Raw genomic sequence first — 20,661 nt, forward strand, 5'->3', positions numbered from 1 at the left:
TCTTCAAGAGCACTTCATCTAGATGAGATTCTCTATTTATACAGCTACTATTACCTACCTTACCTACTATGCAATAACCACTTCCATAAAGGAATCGCTTTAAATCCGTTCACCTTTCCTTCATAATCCCAAGTTATTATTATTCCCTCCTCGGCTTTCAAAGACGAGATTGCCTCTTTAAGGCCTTCTATCTCCCTTTCCTCTATCTTATCTGTAGCGTAGGTTACTTGAATTAAAATCTTAGGCTCAAAATTTTTAGATACAACAAAGTCAACTTCCCTCTTTTTGCCTTTCCAGTAAAATACTTCCTTGCACCCCCTTCGCAATAGCTCAATGTACACTACGTTCTCCATTGCCCTAGAAATTGAGAATTCATAACCTAAGGCTGTCGGATAACCGGTATCAATTATATAGAGCTTTTTAGGATTAGCTCTCCTTTTACTTTCGCTCTTTTCAAATTCCTCAACTAAGAATGAAAAGTAAGTTTCTTTAGCCTTCGAGAACAGTTCAAGAATTGTATCTTTACCTATCTTAATTCCTAACCCCTTTATGTAATTGTAAACCCTATTCACGGTAATAGGGTTAGAATAATTTGCTATAAGGAAACTTGCGAAAGTTTCAGCAATACTAGGCTTTACTATTGAAAGGTCTCTAACAATTACTGAATCGAAATATGACCTCAGTAGTCTAACTTTATCTTCCTCAAGTACAACTGCTGGATAAGAACCGAACTGTAAATATTCCCTTAGAAGGGAGAGTATTTTTCCTCTTTGCAGAGTATAGTCCATTAAGGGATTGTAAATGAACCCTTTAAACCTAAGGAACTCCTTAAAAGATAAAGGATAAACTTCGTAATTTACACTCCTTCCCCTAAGTTCGTTAGCTATATTTAACGGCGTTAGTTGTGACGAAGAGCCTGAGAGAAATATCCTAGCATTTAACTTCTTCCTAAACCAACTACCGTAATCCTTTACATCTTGAATTTCATCAAAGAAAATATACTTAGGAGTTTTTCCGGTAAGTTCTTCAAATGATAAAATTATCTTATCCAGATCGTTTACAGTCACGTTTTTTAACCTATAATCTTCAAAGTCGACATATAGGATTTCGTCACGGGAAGCTAAGCCTCTTTCTACTATTTTCTTTATTGTCTGATAAAGGAGGAAAGTTTTACCACTCCTTCTTCCACCGGTTACTGTAATTATGTAATCCTTGTCTAGTGGTAGGGATAAGTCCCTTTCTATTATATTAGGTAATGGTGAAGTAAGCCATTCTGCTATGAAGCTCTTTATTCCTTCTTCCATAAGAATGATAGAGATTATGCATTTAAGTCTTTTTCCGACCAGTTTTGCGTAATAACCAGTCCCTAAGAGACCAGTTTAATTTCATTAACTAGATTTTATACCTTCCAAGATATTTGCATTAAATATTAATTTTTAGCTTTTATCTTTTAATTTAAAAACAAAAAGTCTCCTTTTTTATCCCTCTTCTAGGTAGCGGAATAAGTAAGAATCTGCAAGTAAGAGTAAACCAGCAATTATGAAATCTATTCCATAGCCTAGGTAATGCGTAATGTAACCTGAAACTAAAGAGCCTAAAAAGAGCGAAATACCTACTACCGTACTGTAGACTCCTAACCCTCTACCTTGTTGCCTTTCTCCTACGATTTTAAAAATCATTGTAGTAGAGGAAGAGTAAAAGAGGGAGTAAGCTATTCCTGCAGCTAGAGGATAGAAAATCAGCCCTGAGATAAGTATTGGATAACCTAAAAAGAAAACAGAAAACACACCAAGTACGACGTATGAAGAACCCCTTAAAATTAATGAAAGGTGAGCTATCTTACTCTCTTCCTTTGCTTCAAGTAAACTTGAGGAAATCCTAAAGCCCAATATTTGGAATACCATCCCTACGGTTATAACTAGTAATACTTCAGATTTCTCTAATCCTTTAACGTAAAGCCCTGCAGGGTAAACTGTATTAAATATCCCGCTACTTATATAAAAAATGACCAGCCCCAGGTAAAGGAGAGGAATATAATTTATTGGTTTTTTAGTAAGCCTGCTGAGAGAAAATACTTTAAAACTGTGAATATTAGGCAAATGAAGGAAGAAGAGTGGCAAATGTCTTATCCTGATCATGAAGGACTCTTTATGTTGTAACATTGCAGTCCTCTCAAAGGTTATTACTGGCCTAGGAACCAGCTTGAATCCGGCAATTAAAGTTCCCAGAGTTAATATGCCTAGAATTTCCTCTACTTCGTAAATTTTTAGAAAAATAACTAGAAAAGTTGAGGCAAGCAAACCTAACAACATACCAATAGAGGAGAAGAAAGAGAACTTGGAAAACAGTGAACCCCAATGTTTTTTCTCCGCAGATTCCATAACTAGGAGGTTGAAAGGTGTAGTTGATGCTGTGCTCATGAAAACTAACAGGGAATAATTAATAGCAACGAAGGAAATTGAATTAAAGAAAGGCATTAATAGTAAGGGTAGTGCAGTTCCTGCAAAGCTTAATAATATTTGCTTTTTCCTGTCCATTCTATCTGCCAAGAAACCCCACATTATTGATGCAGGAATTAATACTGCGTTACCTAGAGAAATTACGTAAGCTACATCTATTGCATTACCACCAAGGGTTAAAATTTGTAAAGTGACTAAAGTGGAAATTGGCCCTATTGCCATGTTAAACGGTATTACTAGGTACATCCACTTGGTGCTGTACTTTATCATCCTTGCTTTAAACTTACAATCTCGTTTAAAAGACTTATTGTAATCTTATAAACAATTTCGACCTTATATTCCCTTTTAAAAAGTGTAAATAAAATGAGAAGAATTTTTACAATGATTAACATTTTCTCTGTTGCTTATAAATTATCATAGAGAGAAGAACGAATTATTAATTTAAACTTTTATGCAGTTAAAATTCAGCCTTTGTTTAACTTAAGGATAAGTAAAGTTAAACTTAAAGCATTCATGAGAATATTCTTTTATATGTATAGACTGAAGGTTCATAAGAAAGGTATTATTGTAATACCAAAGGAGATAAGAGAAAAATTCAACTTGAAAGAAGGTGACGAAGTTAACGTTATAGTTGATGATGAGGGAATTTATATATTTCCTCGTGATGATATTAGAAAATACTTTGGTAGTGACAAAGATGCAATAAAAGCTTTAAACATTCTTGAAGAGGAGAGGAGAAGAGAACGTGAAAGTAGTACTTGACGCATCTGCATTAATTTTGTATTTTTATGGAAATAACAAGGCCAAAGAGATAATAGAGAAAAACGTGAGTGAAGCTTTTCTGACTTCCTCCCCGCCCTAAAGGGCGAGGGTTCCCCTCATCGATTCGCTCTTACATCCCTCATTTGAGGGGCAGTCGAGAGGCTCAGAGAACCCCTCCCATTAAGATTAACTACCGCAATAACGTCGCGATCATTCTCATAACCGCATGAACACCTAAACCAACGATGGGAAACCTCAACCATCCTTCTACCACATTTTGGGCATGAGATTGAAGAATAACTAGGATTAACAAACTCAACAATCATTCCGTGTTTCTTAGCCTGCCAAGAAATCCAATACTGCAAACGATGATATTGCATAAGATACAACTTATCCCTAAACTCCTTAGGCAACTTATCAACATTCTTGATGAGATTCTTAAGGTTCTCCAACTTAATAACATTAGCACCCATCATTCTCGCTACTTCAACAACCCACTTCCCCACTTTTCTAGCAAAATCCCCCATGACCATCTTAGCCTTTAGGTGGAAGGAATGAATCCTGTGAAGGATCCTCTTATTCTCCCTCCACCTCCTTGGGTATTTCCTTTGTAGACTTTCAGCCAAAGACTTCCAGTGATGAACTTCTCCAAGACGAGTTGTAATCCTAACGTAGTGTTTGTCGTCCTTGCCAACTACTATCTCACTCATATTAATATCTACGGCAATACTTTCCCCTGGTTCAACCTTCTCTCCTTCTTTCTCAAAAACGACCTTTAGAAAAGCCTTACCGTCTCTGATCACCAACCTAGCCTCCCTCATCCTCCAGCTTAAGTACTCCTTAAGGTTTCTAGGATAACCCAGAATTGGTAGTTCACCTACACCAGCAATCCTAACAGTCATTCTCTCGAAGTTCACGCTATAACTTGCCCTTGGTGTTAGCCAAACTGTTGGCTTATACACTCTTGGAAACCTACCCTTTTTAGGATTATTATACCATCCCTTGTATATTGAAAGGGCATCCCTATAACAGTCCTCAGCAACCTTTGATGGCAGATTGTATTCCCCTCTTAACTTCTCATACAACTCCTCATGGACTTTCGAAAGCACTCCCTTCTCTTCCGGATTTTTCACATTTTCCTTTAACCAAAACAGGGTGAAACGCAGTGCTTTAACGTAGTTATTAACGAGGGCTAGGAGGGAGTCTGATACAGCGATCTTCATCGAAACAGTTGCTCTGATCGCTTTATTTCCCCTCCTAGCCATCAAATGAATTTAAGAAAAAGAAATATTTAAATATAAGGGGGCTATCCATCCCCGCTGGTGAGGCTTTCCGTCCCTTAACCCCCAACTTTGTAATACTTTTTAAAGCCGAAACTAATACCTCAATTTTTCACTTTCGGTTTACTCTCTAAGCTTATTTATTTATTCAACTTGTTTATTTTCATGGGAAGAACACAACCCTCATACACTTACTCCCTGCAAAGGGAGATTGAAAAATTGGAGAGGATACTAAGTAGGGCTTCTCCCCATTTACTTCCCATACTTGAGAGAGCTAAAGGAAAGATAAGGTACTTCCAAAACGCGTCTTATGATGAAGATTTAAGCCCTTCCGAATTGCTCTTCTTAGCCTTATTATCAGAACTTGCAGAGGAGTGCAAAAATGGTTGAAGGATATCTAATAGATGCAAAGCCAATAAGAGGAGGACTAATTCTTTACCTTAACAACTTCAAAAAGGCTTTTGTAAAAACAACCTTCCCAGTTTACGTAATTACTGAAAACCCAGAAATAGTAATGCAACACCCAGCCGTTGTAAGTTATGAGGAGGAGGAATGGAATTACCAAGGAAAGAAAAGGAAAGTCTACCGTTTTGAGGTTGACGACATTTCTGCTTATTATTATATAAGGAATAAGTTAAATGTAGTAAACGAGACTCCCTCGGTACTGTCTCAAACATTATATAGACTAGGAATTCTCCCTTTTAGATGGGTTAGTATAGAAGGTAACGAGATCAAAACTAGGGACGACGATTTTCCTAAAATATCTTACGCAACTTTAATACCGTTAGATTGGTACGGCGAAGGAGAGACTGGAAGTAAGATAAAGGTTATAGAAAACGGAGAAGAAAGGGTCGAACAAGATCCTAAAGTTAAAGTTAACGTAGCTGAATGCTTAGGAATTGCTTGTAATAACGTAGAGGCTGTAGTAAAAATTGACATTAAGAGGAAGAGGTCACCGGTTTCAATAAAAGGATTAATAGAATGGTCTTACGTCTCAAAAGTACTGCTGAGGGAAATAGCTTACGCAACAATAGGTAAAGCTTTAACTACTAATGAAGCTTGGGTTGCATTAAAGAGAAAGTATATTATACCAAAGGTTGTGCCAAGGGTTGAGAAAATGAGGACTATTGAGGATTTAGAAAAAGCAGACAGAGGCGGGTTAGTAATCTTCCCTAAAGTTGGTTGCTTTAATAACGTTTATCAGATAGACTTTTCCTCAATGTATCCCTCACTAATTGTAAAATATAACATTTCAGCAGAAACTGTAGACGCTTGTGATGACTTAAAGACTGAAATAGGCCATTCCATCTGTTTTAAAGAGAAGGGAATAGTTCCAGAAGCGTTAGAGTGGTTAATAAAGAGAAAAGAGGAGTTGAAGAAAGTTGACAAAGAAAGGGCTGAGGCAATAAAGTGGATGCTAGTAGCTTCCTTCGGCTATTTAGGTTTTAGGAATTCTAAATTCGGTAAAATTGAGGCTTATGAACTTGTAACTTACTTTGCCAGAAGAACGTTAAGAGAAGCAGTAGAGTTGGCAGAAGAAATGGGATTGGAAGTCCTTCACGGAGTAATAGATTCTCTTTCCGTTAGAGGTAACGTAAAGGATTACGTTAAAAAACTTGAGGAAATTACTGGACTTAAGGTTAAGGTTGAGGAGTTTAAATGGATGATATTTACCAAAAATAAGGAAGGATTTCCTTATCCTACAAGGTATTTCGGAAAAGGAGAAGAAATGAAGGTCAGAGGAGTAATAAGGAGTAATATGCCTAACGTAGTAAAAGACTTCCTGGAAGAAGTTCTTAGCTCTTTAAGTAAAGCTAATTCCTGCGAAGAGATAAACGTTAAAGAAATTGATGAAATCTACAAGAAATATAGAGAAAGAATAGTGAGGGGTGAGCCTCAGGATTACGTTATCTGGATTAACGGAATTCCTTACGTTAGAGGAATTAAAGGATTTTATGAAGCTTATAACGGTTTTAGAGAAGTTGACGTTTTCTACTACTTAAATTACCTCAAGAGGACTTACGAGGAATTTAAGGGATTTTTATGATTACCGGATTTGATGAAATAGATAGGATAATTTCTCCTGACAGGATAGTTGAATTTTATTCAACAGATAGAGAAATTCTATGGCTCTTTTATCATCGCGTCATAGTACTTTCTTCTCCAATAAAGGTAGTAATTGTGGGCGAGAGAGGAGGAATAGACCCAGAGTTAATAAGAAGGTTTAGGGAAATATTTAACGTTAAAGGAGAGATCTACATAAGGAGGGCTTTCAAGGCTGAGGATGTAAAACCTACTATAGAGGCAATGAATGAGGATATGATTCTCGTAGATCCTTATCACCACAAAAAGCTTTACGGAGAAATAGTTTCCGCAATTAGGAACGCTGGAAGAGTTTTTATCTTCAGTTTTATGGATAGGGAAAAGGAAGGCTCAATTTTCGGCCTTCATTCTTCTCATTCATTAATAAGGTTAGAGAGGAGAAGCAGTAAGAGCTTTTCTTTCAAAATAATTAAGAGTGTTAATACAGATGAGGTAGAAATACCTTACTCTATTTGGGAACTATTTGGCAAAAGTAAAGGAGAAGGTTTATTAACTTTTTTAGCATAAAAAGATATAATCACACTCATGAAGTTTTTAAAATATAACTTCTTTTTCTGTACAGTAAAACCGATAGTAGAGTTAAAAGAAGTGGTGCTCATCAGGGTTTGACAACGCTTGTTGTTTAAATTGGTCGTAATTATTATTAACGCATTGCGACATTTGTGAGATCTGGCTAGCTAAATCTGGTGGCAATAACTGGTCTAACGTAGCTTGAATATCGTTACCAAAGGCATTTCTAAAGTCCTCCCTTAGACTATCAACAAACCTATCTAGAAAATCAACTCTTCCGCCTGGGATTATTAATATATCCCTATCATCTCTAATTCTACCGTTACTTGCGTCGTAATCAAATTGTTTAGAAACTTGGATTATTATGTGACCTTTGTAGTTCTTAACGTCGACTCCATTTACAGAGTTAGGATCTTGACCCCTGTAAATTTGTATTAAAGTCTGTATCACTTGGGGATTATACCATATTGAATCAACATATGGATTAAAAGGTGGTTGGGTAAAGCACCTAGGACAACTAAAAGTTTGAGCGTGGAAAACCATCCTCATGTTAGTGACATAAAGAGCTCCGTAAATATACATGGAGACAGTCATTGTTTGTGGATTATTATACTGTGGTTGACCTCCTATGTTTATTATTCCTCCTATATCGATAGACGGGGAAGATTGAGGATAATAAGTCTGAGAGATTACGCTATACTGTACATACCTTGAGGCCGCAATTAACTGTTCTCCGCATATTGGATTGAAAGGTAGGTTCGATAAGTCTAGTTGTATTTGTTGCAGAGTCAGGTTGGTCAAGTTGAAATTGATATCCGCAGTTAGGGCATTGTAAAACTCCATCCGGAATTTCCATTCCACATGAGGGGCAAATCATAAGAAATAAAGGAAATTATCGTATTTAAACCTTTTTACTGAGGTAATAAGTAATATAAACATAGCACAAAGTTTTTATCAATATTAATTTTCTAAGACAAAGTTAGTAATAGCAATACATATCTTTCATATGAATTAAAATTATTACTTTTATAAAATATCTATGATAGAATTTTCTAGGAAATTTTTTAAATGATGAGAAGTAATGAAATTGAGGACATTATGGAAAAATTCTTTCAAATGGATAATGTAGATTTAAATTCTATACACGACAGAATAACGTCAGAAATACAAAATCAAGGTATGGAAATACATAGGGATGAGCCAAGGGACAACGGATTCAAAATATTCGTAAGGAGAGGAGAAGAGCATGGAGAAGTCGAGGTATTTAACGAATGGGGAGGAGTAAAAGTAATAACCCACGGAAGGCTTGAATGGGATCTAATGAACATTGTAGAACCTATAATGCAACAGCCTCAAGCCGCACCTCAGGGAATGCCTACTCAAGTACAGCAAAATAAGCCTCCAATGCCTTCACCTAGTCCTGCAATGCCTCAACAACCCATGATGCCTCATCCCATGGTTCCACAGCCTAATCCCGCAATTCAACAAGCTATGGTCCCACACCCCGCAATGCCACCTGCAATGCAAACTGCAATTACCCCAGAGCATCAGCAATTTCTTAGCATACTTACGCAAAACGGGTATCAAATTATGGTAAATAGTGCAAATCAAGGATACTTCTTTATAAGAGGAAGAAAAGGAAATTTCGTAATAGATATTGAAGGAAGAGAACAGCCTTCATGATATCTTTTTTATTCTTTTGAAAAGAAACTTACTTAAATTACTTGCTGATAGAATAATAAAGGTAAGAAGAAAATTTAATATAATAGAATGATGGATTACTTTCATATCTTCTTCTTTAATAGTATTGCTAATGCTACTAAAACTATAATTATAAGTAATAAGAATGATGGATTACTTAATTGATATACAGAATTTCCTTCAGCTGACTTTCCTTGCGCCCAGTAACAAATTAATGACTCTAACGAGTGAGCAATGGTTGGATTGCAAATTATTATTCCTAGTTCTCTATTGCAGTGAATAGATGTATAATCCAAATTTACACTCCCTACATAGACGTAGTTCCCAACTACTATTATCTTTGCGGTCATATCAGGAATTTCTACAGCACCTAACTGACTTACCGCACAATTATCTTCACTATAGGTAGAAGTAATTACTGTCCTTTCGTGCTGTTCAATTACTGGATAAAATACGCTTGAAGGATAAAGTTCCTCCATTGCTATATATAAATGTCCTGGCTGAGAAAGTATGTCAGATAGCTCACATTCACTATTTATTGGTGAAACTACTATTCCGGGATAATCAACATTTACAGGCTTTCCGTAATAATCGTCAAGTATTATGCAAGCAAAAGCTTGAGCAATAGATGAATTATGAATGTCCAAATCCACTCCATGGTCCTTGTGAATTCCGTAATAAGTAGGATTTATTGAGCCCAAGATTACCGTGCAGTTATTTATTACGAAAACCTTAGAATGCACATATTGAAAGCCAGAAAGGAATTTTACATGGACACCAGAAGAATTCAACTCTGAAACTAGCTGTTCTTCATAACTTGGAATTCCACCGTAAACGTTGGATGAAAGAACTACAAAGGCTTCTCCTCCTTTCTTCACCGCATTAATTATTGCATTAGCTATTTGACAACAAGTAAGTTCGTAAATCTCTGCGTATATGTATTTCCCTCTGCATAGGCACGATATTATATCGGTAGAGTTGTAAGGACTAACTATAATCTTTACTTGACATGTTTGGACTTTAACGTACCACGAAGATGAGGAGTAAAATATAGGAATAAAAGAGATAGAAGAAAGGATTATTAGGACTAGTAAGGTAAACGTTAAGTTCATAATTCTAGTTACCATTAAAGGCTTAAATTTTTAATTTAGAGAGAGTAGGTCACACTTATTTCTTAGTAAAATATTTAGCTAAACGCAATAATCTATATTATATGAGCGAGATATTATGGGAATTGACTAAGAGTAAATTACACGACAAGTTTACCTTAACAATATTAAGCCGTTGATAACAGTTTCCGATAAACCGTGAAATTTATATGCTTTAATGGTAGAGACAAATACAGTCACACCAGATGTGGATGGTTTTCCCGAAAGGTGTGACGATGTGCGGGTTTCCCCACATCCGTGAGGGGTAATGGGTTTACCCGTGACTCTGTTGAAGCCCAATGGCTAAGGATTGGTATTAAATCCTATGAAGCCCAAACTCCTTTTTCTATCCCGGAAATATAGTTGGATTAACAATATTTATATCATTAGGCTAAATTATTTTAAATCCAATAATTTTATCAGTTTCATATATAATATCATTTAAATATCATAGTAAAGAAATAGGTGTGGCAATGGGATCTACTAGGATGGCAGAAGGACTTGGAAGAGCTTTTTCTATTTCATTTACAGCTTATTTATTTTCCATTCATGATTATGAGATAAGCTTTACTCTACTTTCTTTAGTAGGTGTCATAGGTCTTATTACAAATCTCGTTAAAAACGAAGTAATTTAAGTAAAGCGTTAGTATCTGTATATTTTATTTCAGGCTATTAAATAAATTAAAAGAGAAATGTTATTAAGCTCTATTCTCTATCTTCATTGGCCAAGTAAACATCGATACAAAAACCACTGCCAAAGAAGCAAATTCTATTCCGTCCACGAAGTAAGGCAATGAAGCCATACCGAAGGCTTCAATAATACCACCAATTAATGCAGAAACAATTCCTCCCGCAACAGCACCAATATTATAAGCAGTACCAGTCAAAAATGCCCTAACCTCAGGAGGAACACTACTGGCAGCAATGCCGGAAATCAAAGGCCAAAAACCTACAGCGAAGGCGTAAAGGTAAACTCCTGCGCTCATTATGGGCAAAGCCTTTAGTGGAGTAAATATTGGCATTGAGAGGAAAGATGCTACTAAAAGTCCAGCTATTCCTACGTAAATTAATTTAAATACACCAAACACGTAGGAAAGCCTACCGAAAATGACATAGGAAGAACCTTGTATTGCATTTGCAATGGCCATTAATAATCCTACGTAATAGGCTGGGAAGCCTGAGAAACTCGCAAAGTCGGGATAAATGCTAAATACTGCTAGATAAGCAATAAACATTCCACTCATTGCTAGAGATGCCCTAATGAAATAGGGGGAATAATCCCTTACCCTAACTTTTTGAGCGACTACTGATGGCTTAAACTCTTCAGTTACTTTAAAGTAAATGTAAGGAACGAGAATAAGGGGCAAGGAACCAGTTAGCATGAAAATCCTATAACCGGATATTGATGTTAAATCACTGCTCATTAACATATAAGCAACTCCTGTAAGTGCGTAACCTAAAGCGTAACCAGCTTGTACTATACTATTAACGAATTGAAGCTTTTGCTTTGGTGCCTGCTCTATTGCTAGCACTGTCCCGGAAGTCCACTGAGCTCCCATGAAAATTCCTTCAATTGTTCTGAAAAATGCCATTAATGGAAATGAAACTGTGAGCGCGAAAAACGTCTGGAAGATAGAGTAACCCGCAGTCCCGGTTAATGCTACGATCTTTCTTCCTCTTTTATCTGCAATCTTTCCGAATATACTTGCTCCTATAACCCTTCCTATTAGACCGAGTGAGAATATTATAGTCAAGTCTAAGTAACTTATGCCTACTATCTTGTTCAGGAAGGTGTATGCGTATGTTATTAATACTAAGTCGTAAATATTACCTGCCCAGGCTAATGTTGATGAAGTTACTGCGTGAATATACTTTTGCATACTTAAAAAATAAAAATCTAGTTTAAAAATCTTTTATTAAATCTCTATACAGAGATAAAAAGTAATTTTATGAGAAGTTATTTGGTAAGATTTATTGTTGGATATTTCCTAAATAAGTGTAAAGTTTAGGTATAATTTAAAAATCGAATCTCATATTGAACTAGATAAAAATTCGTGGTGATGCTGTAATATTTAAATATTGGTTTAGCTAGTTTAACTATAGTGAAGCTAGCTTGACTCTAAAGGTGGAAGTTGGAAAGAAAGGTTACATAATTATTCCTAAGGATATTAGAGATCTTCTAGGCATAAAAGAAGGTGACAAGCTTATTCTTAACGTCTATGACGGTAAAATTATCCTTGAACCTGAAAGGAAGGTTGACATTAATGAGATCTTAAAAAGACTGGAAGAGCATCATGCTAAAATATCCTCTTATGCAAAAAGCGCTAAATTAGGAGACTTACTTTATTCAAGCCTTGAGGAGGAATTCAATGATTTTTCTTGATGCAAACTTTATCATTTACTTGAATTTGGGCGTCAAGGAAGTAGAAAATTTTTATATTAAAGTATTACAAGAAGATCGATTAGCTTTAGACCCATTAGTTATAGATGAAGTAATTTATATTTCAAAGAAGAAATATAACGTTAACTTTAACGATACAATAAGTTTTCTAGATGAAGTTGTTTTACCCAATTCTCTAATCCTTCCTATAAGAAAAGAAGATTATGACAAGGCAAAAGAGATAATGCTACAATATAACCTAAAGCCCTCTGACGCGTTTCACGTCGCCATAATGTTAAATAACTCAATCAGTAAAATTATAAGTGAAGATAAAGATTTTGATCGAATTAAAGAAATAGAGAGACTTTGGTTAAATTGAGATAAACTTATCTAGGCTTATCAAATTAACGCTCAATTATTATACATAATCACATTTTCTCTAATAAGAATTCTAATAGCTTTGAAGAGTACAATTTTAGCTCTTGCTCTATTTTCTTAACTTCCTCGATAAGCGAAGGATTTAAATTATAAGTCTCAACCCATTCTTTAACTATGCTAGAATCTACCTCTACGTGAAATTGAACTCCAACAGCTTTACCTAATCTAAATGCTTGGAAATATTTTTCACTATAAGCTAGAAGTCTAGAACCCCTAGGTAGAGAAAAAGTATCGCCGTGAAGTTGAAATACTTTAATTTTTTCAGTGCCGAACAATTCCTTAAACTCGTCAATTAGGCTAACTTCTTGAACTCCTACCTCTTGTCCATAAGGACCTTTAATAACCTTTCCGCCTAATGCTTCTGCAATTATTTGAGAACCTAAGCAAACTCCTAGTATCTTTTTACCTTCACTATATGCTCTCCTTACTAATTCTATCTCCTTCCTTATGAAAGGATATTTATCTGCCTCATAAACGCCCATAGGTCCGCCCATAAGAATCAGCAAATCAAAGTCCTCGTTACCTTCTATTTCACTAGCTAACTTTTCATCAGCTTTAATTCTTAGATTTCCCAGCCTTTCAACTGGATGGTGATATATTGCTAAAGCTTTCATTATAATTATATAAAATAAGGACTAATTTAAACGTTCTGTCCTTTAAAATAAATTTTATTCAATACTAACTATCTTATTATCTATAGCTTCTGATATAATTTTAATTCCCTCGTTTATTTCTTCTGGTCTTGAATATGAAAAGCTTAGCCTAATGTACTCTTTACCGTATCCATCAAAGAAGAATTTAGTTCCAGGTGAGAAAATAACTCTATCCTTCACTTTTTCTAGTATTTTTTCCGAATCTATACCATTTATTCGTATAAAATAAAATAGTCCTCCCTCTGGATAGTTCCATTCAGCTTGCGGTAAATATCTTTTAAGAGCCTCTGCCATAACTTCCTTCTTTTCTTTATAAATAATTTTAGCTTTACTTAATCCATCCCAAAAGCTTCCATCCTTAAGTGAGCTGTATACCAATGATAACGACGGACTACTATTACCTCCATCTATATTTTGCTTTATTAATTTAAATATTTCCATAATTTCTTTATCAGCAACCATTATCCCTAATCTGATTCCAGGGGACAGAACTTTACTTAGAGTTGTTATATAAACTACTCTTCCGTTTTTATCTAATGATTTTAACGTAGGTTGTTCTGGATTTAAAAGTCCATAAGCGTCGTCCTCAAGTATAATAAAGTCCTTTTCCTCGGCTAATTCTAAAAGCTCCTTCTTATCTTCTAATCTCATATGAATTCCAGTAGGATTTTGACCGGTAGGAATGACATAGACAGCTTTAATCCCGTTTTCCTCCTTTATTTTTAAATCATAATAAGGTATTACAGGAATTTTAACAAATTTTGCACCTCTAGATTTAAAAACTCTTATAGCTCCTGCAAACGTTGGATATTCTATTGCTACTTTATCTCCACTATTGATAAATGCATAAGCAAATATGAAAATCCCTTGAATGCTCCCAGTGGTTAAAAGTATTTCTTCTTTTTTAGCGTTTATTCCCCTATATCTTAATATCTTTAATATCTCATTATCAAGTTCGTTAAAACTAATTGCTTGTTCAAAATTCATCTCAAAAATTTTTAAATTTCTAGGAAAAATCCTAGGATCTGGTAATCCTCCGGCTAAATTATAAGTCATTTTCTCCATCACCTTTTGCCGTTTTAGTAGCTAAATAAAAGAATGCTGTAGACGCAAGTATTATTATAGGTAAGGAAAATAGTGTTGGAAGAGTAAAATATGTTATTAATGTAACGATTCCACTGAAGCCTAAATACCATAATGCTGGAATATAATTCCTGGAAAAAGGTATCATAGCTAATATTGCCAAGAGAATAACTAGAGTACCAAATAGTGTCTTAGGGAATCCGACAAAGCTGAATATTAAGCCTGTAACTAGAAAAGCAATAAATGATAATACTTTATCGGATTTTTTCTCTGATAGTATAAAAAGACTTACTGGTCCAGTAGAATAAGCTAAAATCCTTGTAGCTACTAAATAACCTATGGATTCTTTGAAGGTAGATAACATGAATAATGTTAATAATGAGAATGCTCCGAATAAAATTACTGGTAATATAGGTATACCTCTTTTAACATCTACTTTTCCTAGTACTTTAGGAAAGCTTCCAGCCTTAGCTAAGGCATATGAATACCTAATTAAATCTCCAGCGCCTATTAATGAAGCGCCAGAAGGAGATATTACACCGTCTAAGATAAATAAAGCGCCTACTGCAGGAACTCCAGCTATTATAGCACTTTCAGCTAAGGGAGCACTCATTTTGCTTAAACTACTCCATCCAGAAGAAAGGACAGAAGTAGAAAGCGAGGCTATAAAGACAAGGGGGACTAAGGTATATATTATCATAGATAATACGAATGCTATCATTATTGCTTTTCCAGTATCGCTTTTAGATTCACCAGCATAAACCATAGCGCTTCTGAAACCTCCGTAGGCAAACATTGTTAATGCTATAGCGTAAAGGAAATTGGAAAAAGATGGAGAAAATTTCATAGAAAAGTTAGATAAATGAAAATCTAGATATCCTACAGCTAGAACATATACAATCAAAATCCCTAGTTTAGCGTAAGTTATCGTATTTACAGAAATTGATAAACCTCTTATCCCTAGATATACTAACAAATATATTATAATTACTATAATACTTTCAATAAAATATCCAATAATAGTTGGATGACCCCTATACATTATGGACGGAAATACATAAGATAGGTAATTTGCAGTAGCCTCTGCTTCTATAGGTATTGTCAAGAGTGTGCCTATTAAATAAAGCCAACCAACACTAGATGCCATAACTTTTCCGTGAGTGACATTAATAAACCTTATTTTACTTCCAACAAAAGGAAAAATCCTAGCTAGCTTAGAATAAACTATAACCACTGGTAGTAAAAGAATTCCTCCAATTAACCATACAAAAGGACTTAATGGCCCTGCTAATGACGCAGTTACTGCAGGCAAAATAAGTATTCCAGAACCTATTATATTACCTAGAGAAAATGCAATTAATGAGAAAATTCCTGCTTCTTTTCTAAAATTTGGATTATCCTTAATATTTATGCCTACTTTGTCTGCCATAGAAGAAGAATGAAATAAATAATATATAAGAATTTCTATGATTTATAATGTAAAGTTTACATTAGTTTATATAGAATAATAAAAAATATTTTGTAGTAACGCCTTTATAAAGCAAATATAATTCATTCCTTAATATGCGATGCACTATTAAATGTGCTTGATGCTTTAATCTAATTTATTAGCCAAAGTTTTACACTCCTTATATGGATATAGAAAAGTTAAAGAAAGACGTACTCGAGATAGAGGATAAGATAATTGAAATAAGGAGAAAGATACACGAGAATCCGGAACTTTCTTACAAGGAATATAATACAGCAAAATTAGTAGCGGAAACTCTAAAGAGCCTAGGTATAGAAGTTAAAGTTGGAGTAGGTTTACCTACTGCAGTTTTGGGAATATTAAAGACTTCTAAACCAGGAAAAGTAGTGGCGTTAAGGGCTGACATGGATGCATTACCGGTAGAAGAAATGACCGATTTACCTTTCAAATCAAAGGTTAAAGGAGTTATGCACGCCTGTGGTCACGATACTCACGTAGCAATGCTCTTGGGAGGGGCAATGTTGTTAGTTAAAAACATTGATATGCTATCCGGGGAAGTTAGGTTCATTTTTCAACCTGCTGAAGAGGACGGAGGCTTAGGAGGAGCAAAGCCTATGATTGATGCAGGAGTAATGGATGGAGTAGATTACGTTTTTGGTTTACATATTTCTTCGGCATATCCTGCAGGAGTTTTCGCAACAAGGAAAGGACCTTTAATGGCGACACCCGACGCATTTAAAATCACTGTTCACGGTAAAGGAGGTCACGGATCTGCACCTCATGAGACTATAGACCCCATATATATTTCCTTATTGATAGCTAACGCAATATATGGAATAACTGCAAGACAAATAGATCCGGTACAACCTTTTATCATCTCAATAACTTCGATTCACTCAGGGACTAAAGATAATATAATTCCCGACGACGCAGTAATGGAGGGAACAATAAGGAGCTTGGATGAAAACGTGAGGAAAAAAGCTTTAGATTACATGGAAAGGATAGTATCTTCAATTTGCGGTATTTATGGAGCAGAATGCAAGGTTGAGTTTATGAAGGACGTTTATCCTATCACTGTTAATGATCCAGAAACAACAGAGGAAGTAATGAGGATACTTAGTAATATATCAAAAGTGGAAGAAACTCAACCTATTTTAGGAGCAGAAGATTTTTCAAGGTTTTTGCAGAAGGCTAAGGGAACTTACTTCTTCCTAGGTACTAGGAACGAAAAGTTAGGATGCATTTATCCTAATCACAGTTCAAAGTTCTGCGTAGATGAAAGCGTTCTGAAGTTAGGCGCGTTGGCTCATGCAGCTTTAGCTATTGAATTTACAAATAAGAAAGAATAAGAGAGAAAAATAATATAACTGTATAGTTAAGGTTTTCTTTTTACTTCTTCCCATTTTCCATTAAATAATACATATTTTCCATCTTTTGCTATTATTTTTCCTTTCTTAATAACAAACTTGGGAGGTTCCATGAAACGTAATAAATCTATAACATCGTCTGCGTTAGTTATTAGGAGGTTAGCGTCATTACCTTCTTTTATTCCGTAATTTTTAACTCTCCAGGCCTTTGCTGAATTAAAAGTAATTAAATTAATTGAATTTAACAGCTCTTCTGCTCCCGTTAACTGATCCATGTGAATTGCCACAAATAATACTTGTAACATATTACCCGACCCTAAAGGATACCAAGGATCCATTATGCAATCATGCCCTAACGCTACATTAACGTTAAATTTCATCATTTCCTTTATTGGAGCATTGCCTCTCCTCTTTGGATAACCTTCTAGTCTGCCCTGAAGTACTGCGTTTATTAAAGGATTTGGAACTACGGTAATTCCTGCCCTTGAAACTGTAGGTAATATTCTAAATCTATAAGCAGGATCCCAGCTATGCATTGCTGTAACGTGACCTGCAGTTACTCTTCCTTCCCAAGAATTATTTATAGTCTCCTTAGCTAAAACCTCTAGGAACCTTGAATTAGGGTCGTCAGTCTCATCTATATGACCGTCAACGTCCTTATTATATTCTCTAGCAAGCTCAAAGGCAAATTTTATCGATTTAACTCCGTCTTCTCTAGTAATTTCATTGTGAGGAATTAAACCTACGTTGTCCGCACCCTCTTCTATTGCTTTCCTTAATATTTCGTCATTACCTTTATCCGTATATATACCGTCCTGAGGAAATGCGGTTATTTGAATTTCGGCTACGTCTTTCATATCTTCCTTAACTTTCTTTATAGCTCTAAGGAGCTTCAAAGACTTCTCAGTAACATCTACGTGCGTCCTTATCCATAAAGTGCCGTAGGCTACCATTAATTTCACTGCAGTAATAGCATTCCTATATACTTCATCCTCTGTTAATTTACCTCTAATTTCTTGCCATACCCTTATACCTTCCCATAAAGTACCGCTAATATTCATTACGGAAGTAAAGGCACTATCTAAATGAAAATGCATGTTAAAATACGGTGGAATTACAAGTTTATTCTCTGCATCTATTACCTCGTCACCTCTGCAATCTCCTATGCAAGAAATTCTTTCTCCTTCCACCTTTATATTCACAATCCTTCCGTCGAGTAGCTTAGCGTTCTTTATGAGCATATGTAGTTTTTACAGTAGGATTTAATAAATTAGTTATTAACAACGATTTTCCTCTTTGGCCAAGTTATCACGCTAACGAATACTAATATTAACGAGAATATAACGAAACCGTCTATAAATTTAGCTAAAGCAGATATTCCGTACAAGGATGAAATCACTCCTAGAATTATGTTAGCAATACCTCCCATTAAGCCCCCCATATTATATGCAAAACCCGAAAGAAAGCCTCTCACATTTATTGGCACAGAGTCAGCTAAAAGAAGTGGCATGACCGGCCAGAAACCAGTTGAAAAAGCAAAGCCCACTGTTCCTATAAACATTATATAAGGATTAATTAAAAAGGAGAAAATTGGAACAGAGAAGGGAATCGAAGCAAGTAAACCTATAACACCGGCATAGATTAGTTTCCTTTTATTAATCTTATCTGCTAATTTACCGAAAAGCACGAACGAACCGGCGAGAATCATATTAGCTACGAGCATTAAAGTTGCTAAGAAATATGGAGGCATTTTTGCATAATACAATGCTATAGTAGTATAATTGCCAAATACGGAAAAGTAAGCAATAAACATTCCGCTCATTGCTAATGTTGCCTTTATTAGTACATCGAGGTAATCCTTATACCTCGGTTTTTCAACTTCAGTCTTCTTTATACTTTCTCCAACTTTAAGCTGAATGTAAGGAAGAAGAATAAGAGGAAATGCTCCAGTTAACAGAAATAGTCTCCAATCACTTGCCAAACTTGATAAGAAAATGAAATAAGTAACTGCAGTTAAAGCATAACCTATTCCGTAACCTGCCTGATAGATCCCTGTAACGAATCCTCTAGCACTTACAGGAGCTTTTTCATAAGCTAATACCATCCCTGCAGTCCACGCAGCACCCATGAATAATCCTTCTAATCCCCTGAAGACAAATAACAAGAGCGCGTTTGGAGAGAAAGCCATTAAGCCTTGAAATAACGCATAACCTCCCGTTCCTATAATCATTACTGGTTTTCTACCCATTAGATCGGCATATTTTCCAAATATCATTCCTCCTGCTACTCTTCCTATTAGCCCTAGAGCAAATAATATAGATATATCGAGGTAATTTAACGAGAATGCTATCATTAAGTAGGAATAAACATAAGTAATGAGGAGTAAATCGTAAATGTTTCCTGCCCAAGAAAGCGTGGAAGATATTGTTGCATGAATATACTCCTTCATTAAGATAATTGCTATTTTAAGCATTTTTTAAACATATCCTACCTATTTATTAAAAATTATTAAGTTCTCTACGCATAGCAATAGAAGATAATTAAAAAAGATTTCAAATTTTTAAATCATAAAGGAAAGTTTTGTTTAAACAAAGTTAATGAGAAAATCTAGAACCTTTTCAGAATCCCTTCTATATATTTCTTCATAGTTAATCCATTTTCCCTTATAATTGGCAATTATAAGTAATGATGCACTCCTTATGCCGTGAAGCTTACTTAATAGGAAAATTGTACCGCTCTCCATATCTACAGCATCGTCAAATTTTAAATGACTCTCTGAATAGAAATCGTCGCTCTGAAATAAGGTGCCATAATTAACTTCTAATCCTTGAGACTTGAGAAAATAATAAAGTTTGTAAGCTAATTCTAAGTCTGGAGATAAAGCGGGCATTATATCTTCTCTAATAATCTGATATAGAGAACTCTTGTCGTGATGAGTTACTCCTATTGGAATAAAATAACTGCCTACCTTAATTTTCTCGTTTAATGAGCCTGCTGTGCCGTACCTTAGAATGAGTTTAACTCCATTACCTACTAATTCATTAATAATAAGCGAAGTCGATGGACCTCCAACTCCATGAGTAGAGATTACTATTTCTTTACCTTTTCTTTCTCCAATGAATATTAAAAATCCTCTTTTCCTAATTTCCTCCTTAACGTTAATGAAAGATGAAATTATTTCGGCAACTTCAGGTTCCTCAACTATAACGCATTTTTCTGGAACTTTCCTTTCTAAAACGAGCATATAAGTTTCTCCTTTCTAGAGGTTTAAATTCCCTCTTGCTGAAATCTTTTTAATTTTTAAATGGT

At 35.2% G+C, this 20,661-nt stretch carries 22 protein-coding genes; 9 read left to right on the forward strand and 13 right to left on the reverse strand.

All coding sequences use genetic code 11. The features are described from left to right. Window positions 1–59: 59 nt before the first annotated feature. Window positions 60–1,304, reverse strand: coding sequence for an ATP-binding protein (locus tag D1866_RS09525; RefSeq protein WP_152939389.1), 1,245 nt, complete (start codon window positions 1,302–1,304; stop codon window positions 60–62). Window positions 1,305–1,478: 174 nt separating this feature from the next. Continuing rightward, entirely contained in the window at window positions 1,479–2,729 is a 1,251-nt protein-coding gene (locus tag D1866_RS09530; RefSeq protein WP_152939391.1) for an MFS transporter, read from the reverse strand. Window positions 2,730–2,990: 261 nt separating this feature from the next. Here D1866_RS09530 and D1866_RS09535 point away from each other — a divergent pair, with 261 nt between their 5' ends. After that, a complete protein-coding gene (locus tag D1866_RS09535) occupies window positions 2,991–3,221 on the forward strand; it encodes an AbrB/MazE/SpoVT family DNA-binding domain-containing protein (RefSeq protein ID WP_196773424.1) in 231 nt (76 codons plus the stop codon). A gap of 116 nt (window positions 3,222–3,337) precedes the next feature. Here the strand turns inward: D1866_RS09535 and D1866_RS09545 are convergent, their stop codons facing one another. Beyond that, window positions 3,338–4,486, reverse strand: coding sequence for an RNA-guided endonuclease TnpB family protein (locus tag D1866_RS09545; protein WP_152939397.1), 1,149 nt, complete (start codon window positions 4,484–4,486; stop codon window positions 3,338–3,340). A 180-nt stretch (window positions 4,487–4,666) separates the two neighbouring features. Between D1866_RS09545 and D1866_RS09550 the strand changes: the two genes are divergently transcribed. The 3 genes from D1866_RS09550 to D1866_RS09560 are packed head-to-tail and all read left to right on the forward strand — an operon-like array spanning window position 4,667 to window position 7,111. Continuing rightward, window positions 4,667–4,891: a DNA polymerase II gene (locus D1866_RS09550; protein ID WP_152939399.1), complete on the forward strand. Its 225-nt coding sequence runs from the start codon at window positions 4,667–4,669 to the stop codon at window positions 4,889–4,891. Continuing rightward, a complete protein-coding gene (locus D1866_RS09555; RefSeq protein ID WP_152939401.1) occupies window positions 4,884–6,548 on the forward strand; it encodes a DNA polymerase domain-containing protein in 1,665 nt (554 codons plus the stop codon). The genes D1866_RS09550 and D1866_RS09555 overlap by 8 nt, the downstream gene beginning before the upstream one ends. Next, on the forward strand, window positions 6,545–7,111 hold the full coding sequence (locus D1866_RS09560) for a hypothetical protein (protein ID WP_152939403.1): 567 nt from the start codon (window positions 6,545–6,547) through the stop codon (window positions 7,109–7,111). The genes D1866_RS09555 and D1866_RS09560 overlap by 4 nt, the downstream gene beginning before the upstream one ends. Window positions 7,112–7,183: 72 nt before the next feature. Here the strand turns inward: D1866_RS09560 and D1866_RS09565 are convergent, their stop codons facing one another. Both D1866_RS09565 and D1866_RS13840 read right to left on the reverse strand, forming a co-directional pair. Further along, the gene (locus D1866_RS09565; protein ID WP_152939405.1) at window positions 7,184–7,696 is read right to left on the reverse strand and encodes a hypothetical protein; all 513 of its coding nucleotides are present in this window, start codon (window positions 7,694–7,696) and stop codon (window positions 7,184–7,186) included. Between the two features lie 112 nt (window positions 7,697–7,808). Further along, window positions 7,809–7,991 carry a zinc-ribbon domain-containing protein gene (locus tag D1866_RS13840; protein WP_152939408.1) on the reverse strand — a complete coding sequence of 61 codons (183 nt, stop codon included), beginning with the start codon at window positions 7,989–7,991 and terminating at the stop codon, window positions 7,809–7,811. A gap of 194 nt (window positions 7,992–8,185) precedes the next feature. Between D1866_RS13840 and D1866_RS09575 the strand changes: the two genes are divergently transcribed. Next, complete coding sequence (locus D1866_RS09575; protein WP_231136309.1) at window positions 8,186–8,797, forward strand: hypothetical protein; 612 nt, start codon at window positions 8,186–8,188, stop codon at window positions 8,795–8,797. A 101-nt stretch (window positions 8,798–8,898) separates the two neighbouring features. On the opposite strand, the gene D1866_RS09580 is transcribed toward D1866_RS09575, so the two are convergent. Beyond that, on the reverse strand, window positions 8,899–9,927 hold the full coding sequence (locus D1866_RS09580) for a phospholipase D-like domain-containing protein (RefSeq protein WP_170254105.1): 1,029 nt from the start codon (window positions 9,925–9,927) through the stop codon (window positions 8,899–8,901). A 509-nt stretch (window positions 9,928–10,436) separates the two neighbouring features. On the opposite strand from D1866_RS09580, the gene D1866_RS13540 reads away from it, so the two are divergent. Continuing rightward, window positions 10,437–10,598, forward strand: coding sequence for a hypothetical protein (locus tag D1866_RS13540; RefSeq protein WP_231136310.1), 162 nt, complete (start codon window positions 10,437–10,439; stop codon window positions 10,596–10,598). A gap of 63 nt (window positions 10,599–10,661) precedes the next feature. On the opposite strand, the gene D1866_RS09590 is transcribed toward D1866_RS13540, so the two are convergent. Next, the gene (locus D1866_RS09590) at window positions 10,662–11,843 is read right to left on the reverse strand and encodes an MFS transporter (RefSeq protein WP_152939411.1); all 1,182 of its coding nucleotides are present in this window, start codon (window positions 11,841–11,843) and stop codon (window positions 10,662–10,664) included. Window positions 11,844–12,076: 233 nt separating this feature from the next. On the opposite strand from D1866_RS09590, the gene D1866_RS09595 reads away from it, so the two are divergent. Together D1866_RS09595 and D1866_RS09600 are read left to right on the forward strand one after the other, a co-directional pair. Then, on the forward strand, window positions 12,077–12,346 hold the full coding sequence (locus D1866_RS09595; protein ID WP_152939413.1) for an AbrB/MazE/SpoVT family DNA-binding domain-containing protein: 270 nt from the start codon (window positions 12,077–12,079) through the stop codon (window positions 12,344–12,346). Continuing rightward, window positions 12,333–12,722 (forward strand): type II toxin-antitoxin system VapC family toxin, encoded by a 390-nt coding sequence (locus D1866_RS09600; protein WP_152939415.1) that lies wholly within the window; start codon window positions 12,333–12,335, stop codon window positions 12,720–12,722. Before D1866_RS09595 ends, D1866_RS09600 begins: the two co-directional genes overlap by 14 nt. 49 nt (window positions 12,723–12,771) lie before the next feature. Here the strand turns inward: D1866_RS09600 and D1866_RS09605 are convergent, their stop codons facing one another. The 3 genes from D1866_RS09605 to D1866_RS09615 are packed head-to-tail and all read right to left on the reverse strand — an operon-like array spanning window position 12,772 to window position 15,946. Further along, the gene (locus tag D1866_RS09605) at window positions 12,772–13,395 is read right to left on the reverse strand and encodes a type 1 glutamine amidotransferase (RefSeq protein ID WP_152939417.1); all 624 of its coding nucleotides are present in this window, start codon (window positions 13,393–13,395) and stop codon (window positions 12,772–12,774) included. Between the two features lie 54 nt (window positions 13,396–13,449). After that, window positions 13,450–14,499 carry an aminotransferase-like domain-containing protein gene (locus D1866_RS09610; protein WP_231136457.1) on the reverse strand — a complete coding sequence of 350 codons (1,050 nt, stop codon included), beginning with the start codon at window positions 14,497–14,499 and terminating at the stop codon, window positions 13,450–13,452. Continuing rightward, entirely contained in the window at window positions 14,480–15,946 is a 1,467-nt protein-coding gene (locus D1866_RS09615; RefSeq protein ID WP_152939421.1) for an APC family permease, read from the reverse strand. Before D1866_RS09615 ends, D1866_RS09610 begins: the two co-directional genes overlap by 20 nt. A gap of 203 nt (window positions 15,947–16,149) precedes the next feature. Here D1866_RS09615 and cpsA point away from each other — a divergent pair, with 203 nt between their 5' ends. Further along, the gene (cpsA, locus tag D1866_RS09620) at window positions 16,150–17,334 is read left to right on the forward strand and encodes a carboxypeptidase CpsA (RefSeq protein WP_152939424.1); all 1,185 of its coding nucleotides are present in this window, start codon (window positions 16,150–16,152) and stop codon (window positions 17,332–17,334) included. A 26-nt stretch (window positions 17,335–17,360) separates the two neighbouring features. Here the strand turns inward: cpsA and D1866_RS09625 are convergent, their stop codons facing one another. The 3 genes from D1866_RS09625 to D1866_RS09635 form a co-directional block, all read right to left on the reverse strand. Further along, complete coding sequence (locus D1866_RS09625; protein ID WP_152939426.1) at window positions 17,361–18,593, reverse strand: amidohydrolase family protein; 1,233 nt, start codon at window positions 18,591–18,593, stop codon at window positions 17,361–17,363. Window positions 18,594–18,622: 29 nt separating this feature from the next. Then, on the reverse strand, window positions 18,623–19,825 hold the full coding sequence (locus D1866_RS09630; RefSeq protein ID WP_231136311.1) for an MFS transporter: 1,203 nt from the start codon (window positions 19,823–19,825) through the stop codon (window positions 18,623–18,625). Between the two features lie 111 nt (window positions 19,826–19,936). Next, window positions 19,937–20,596 carry a phosphorylase family protein gene (locus tag D1866_RS09635; RefSeq protein ID WP_152939428.1) on the reverse strand — a complete coding sequence of 220 codons (660 nt, stop codon included), beginning with the start codon at window positions 20,594–20,596 and terminating at the stop codon, window positions 19,937–19,939. Window positions 20,597–20,661 lie beyond the last annotated feature (65 nt).

Source organism: Acidianus ambivalens, assembly GCF_009729015.1.
Taxonomy (GTDB): Archaea; Thermoproteota; Thermoprotei_A; order Sulfolobales; family Sulfolobaceae; genus Acidianus; species Acidianus ambivalens.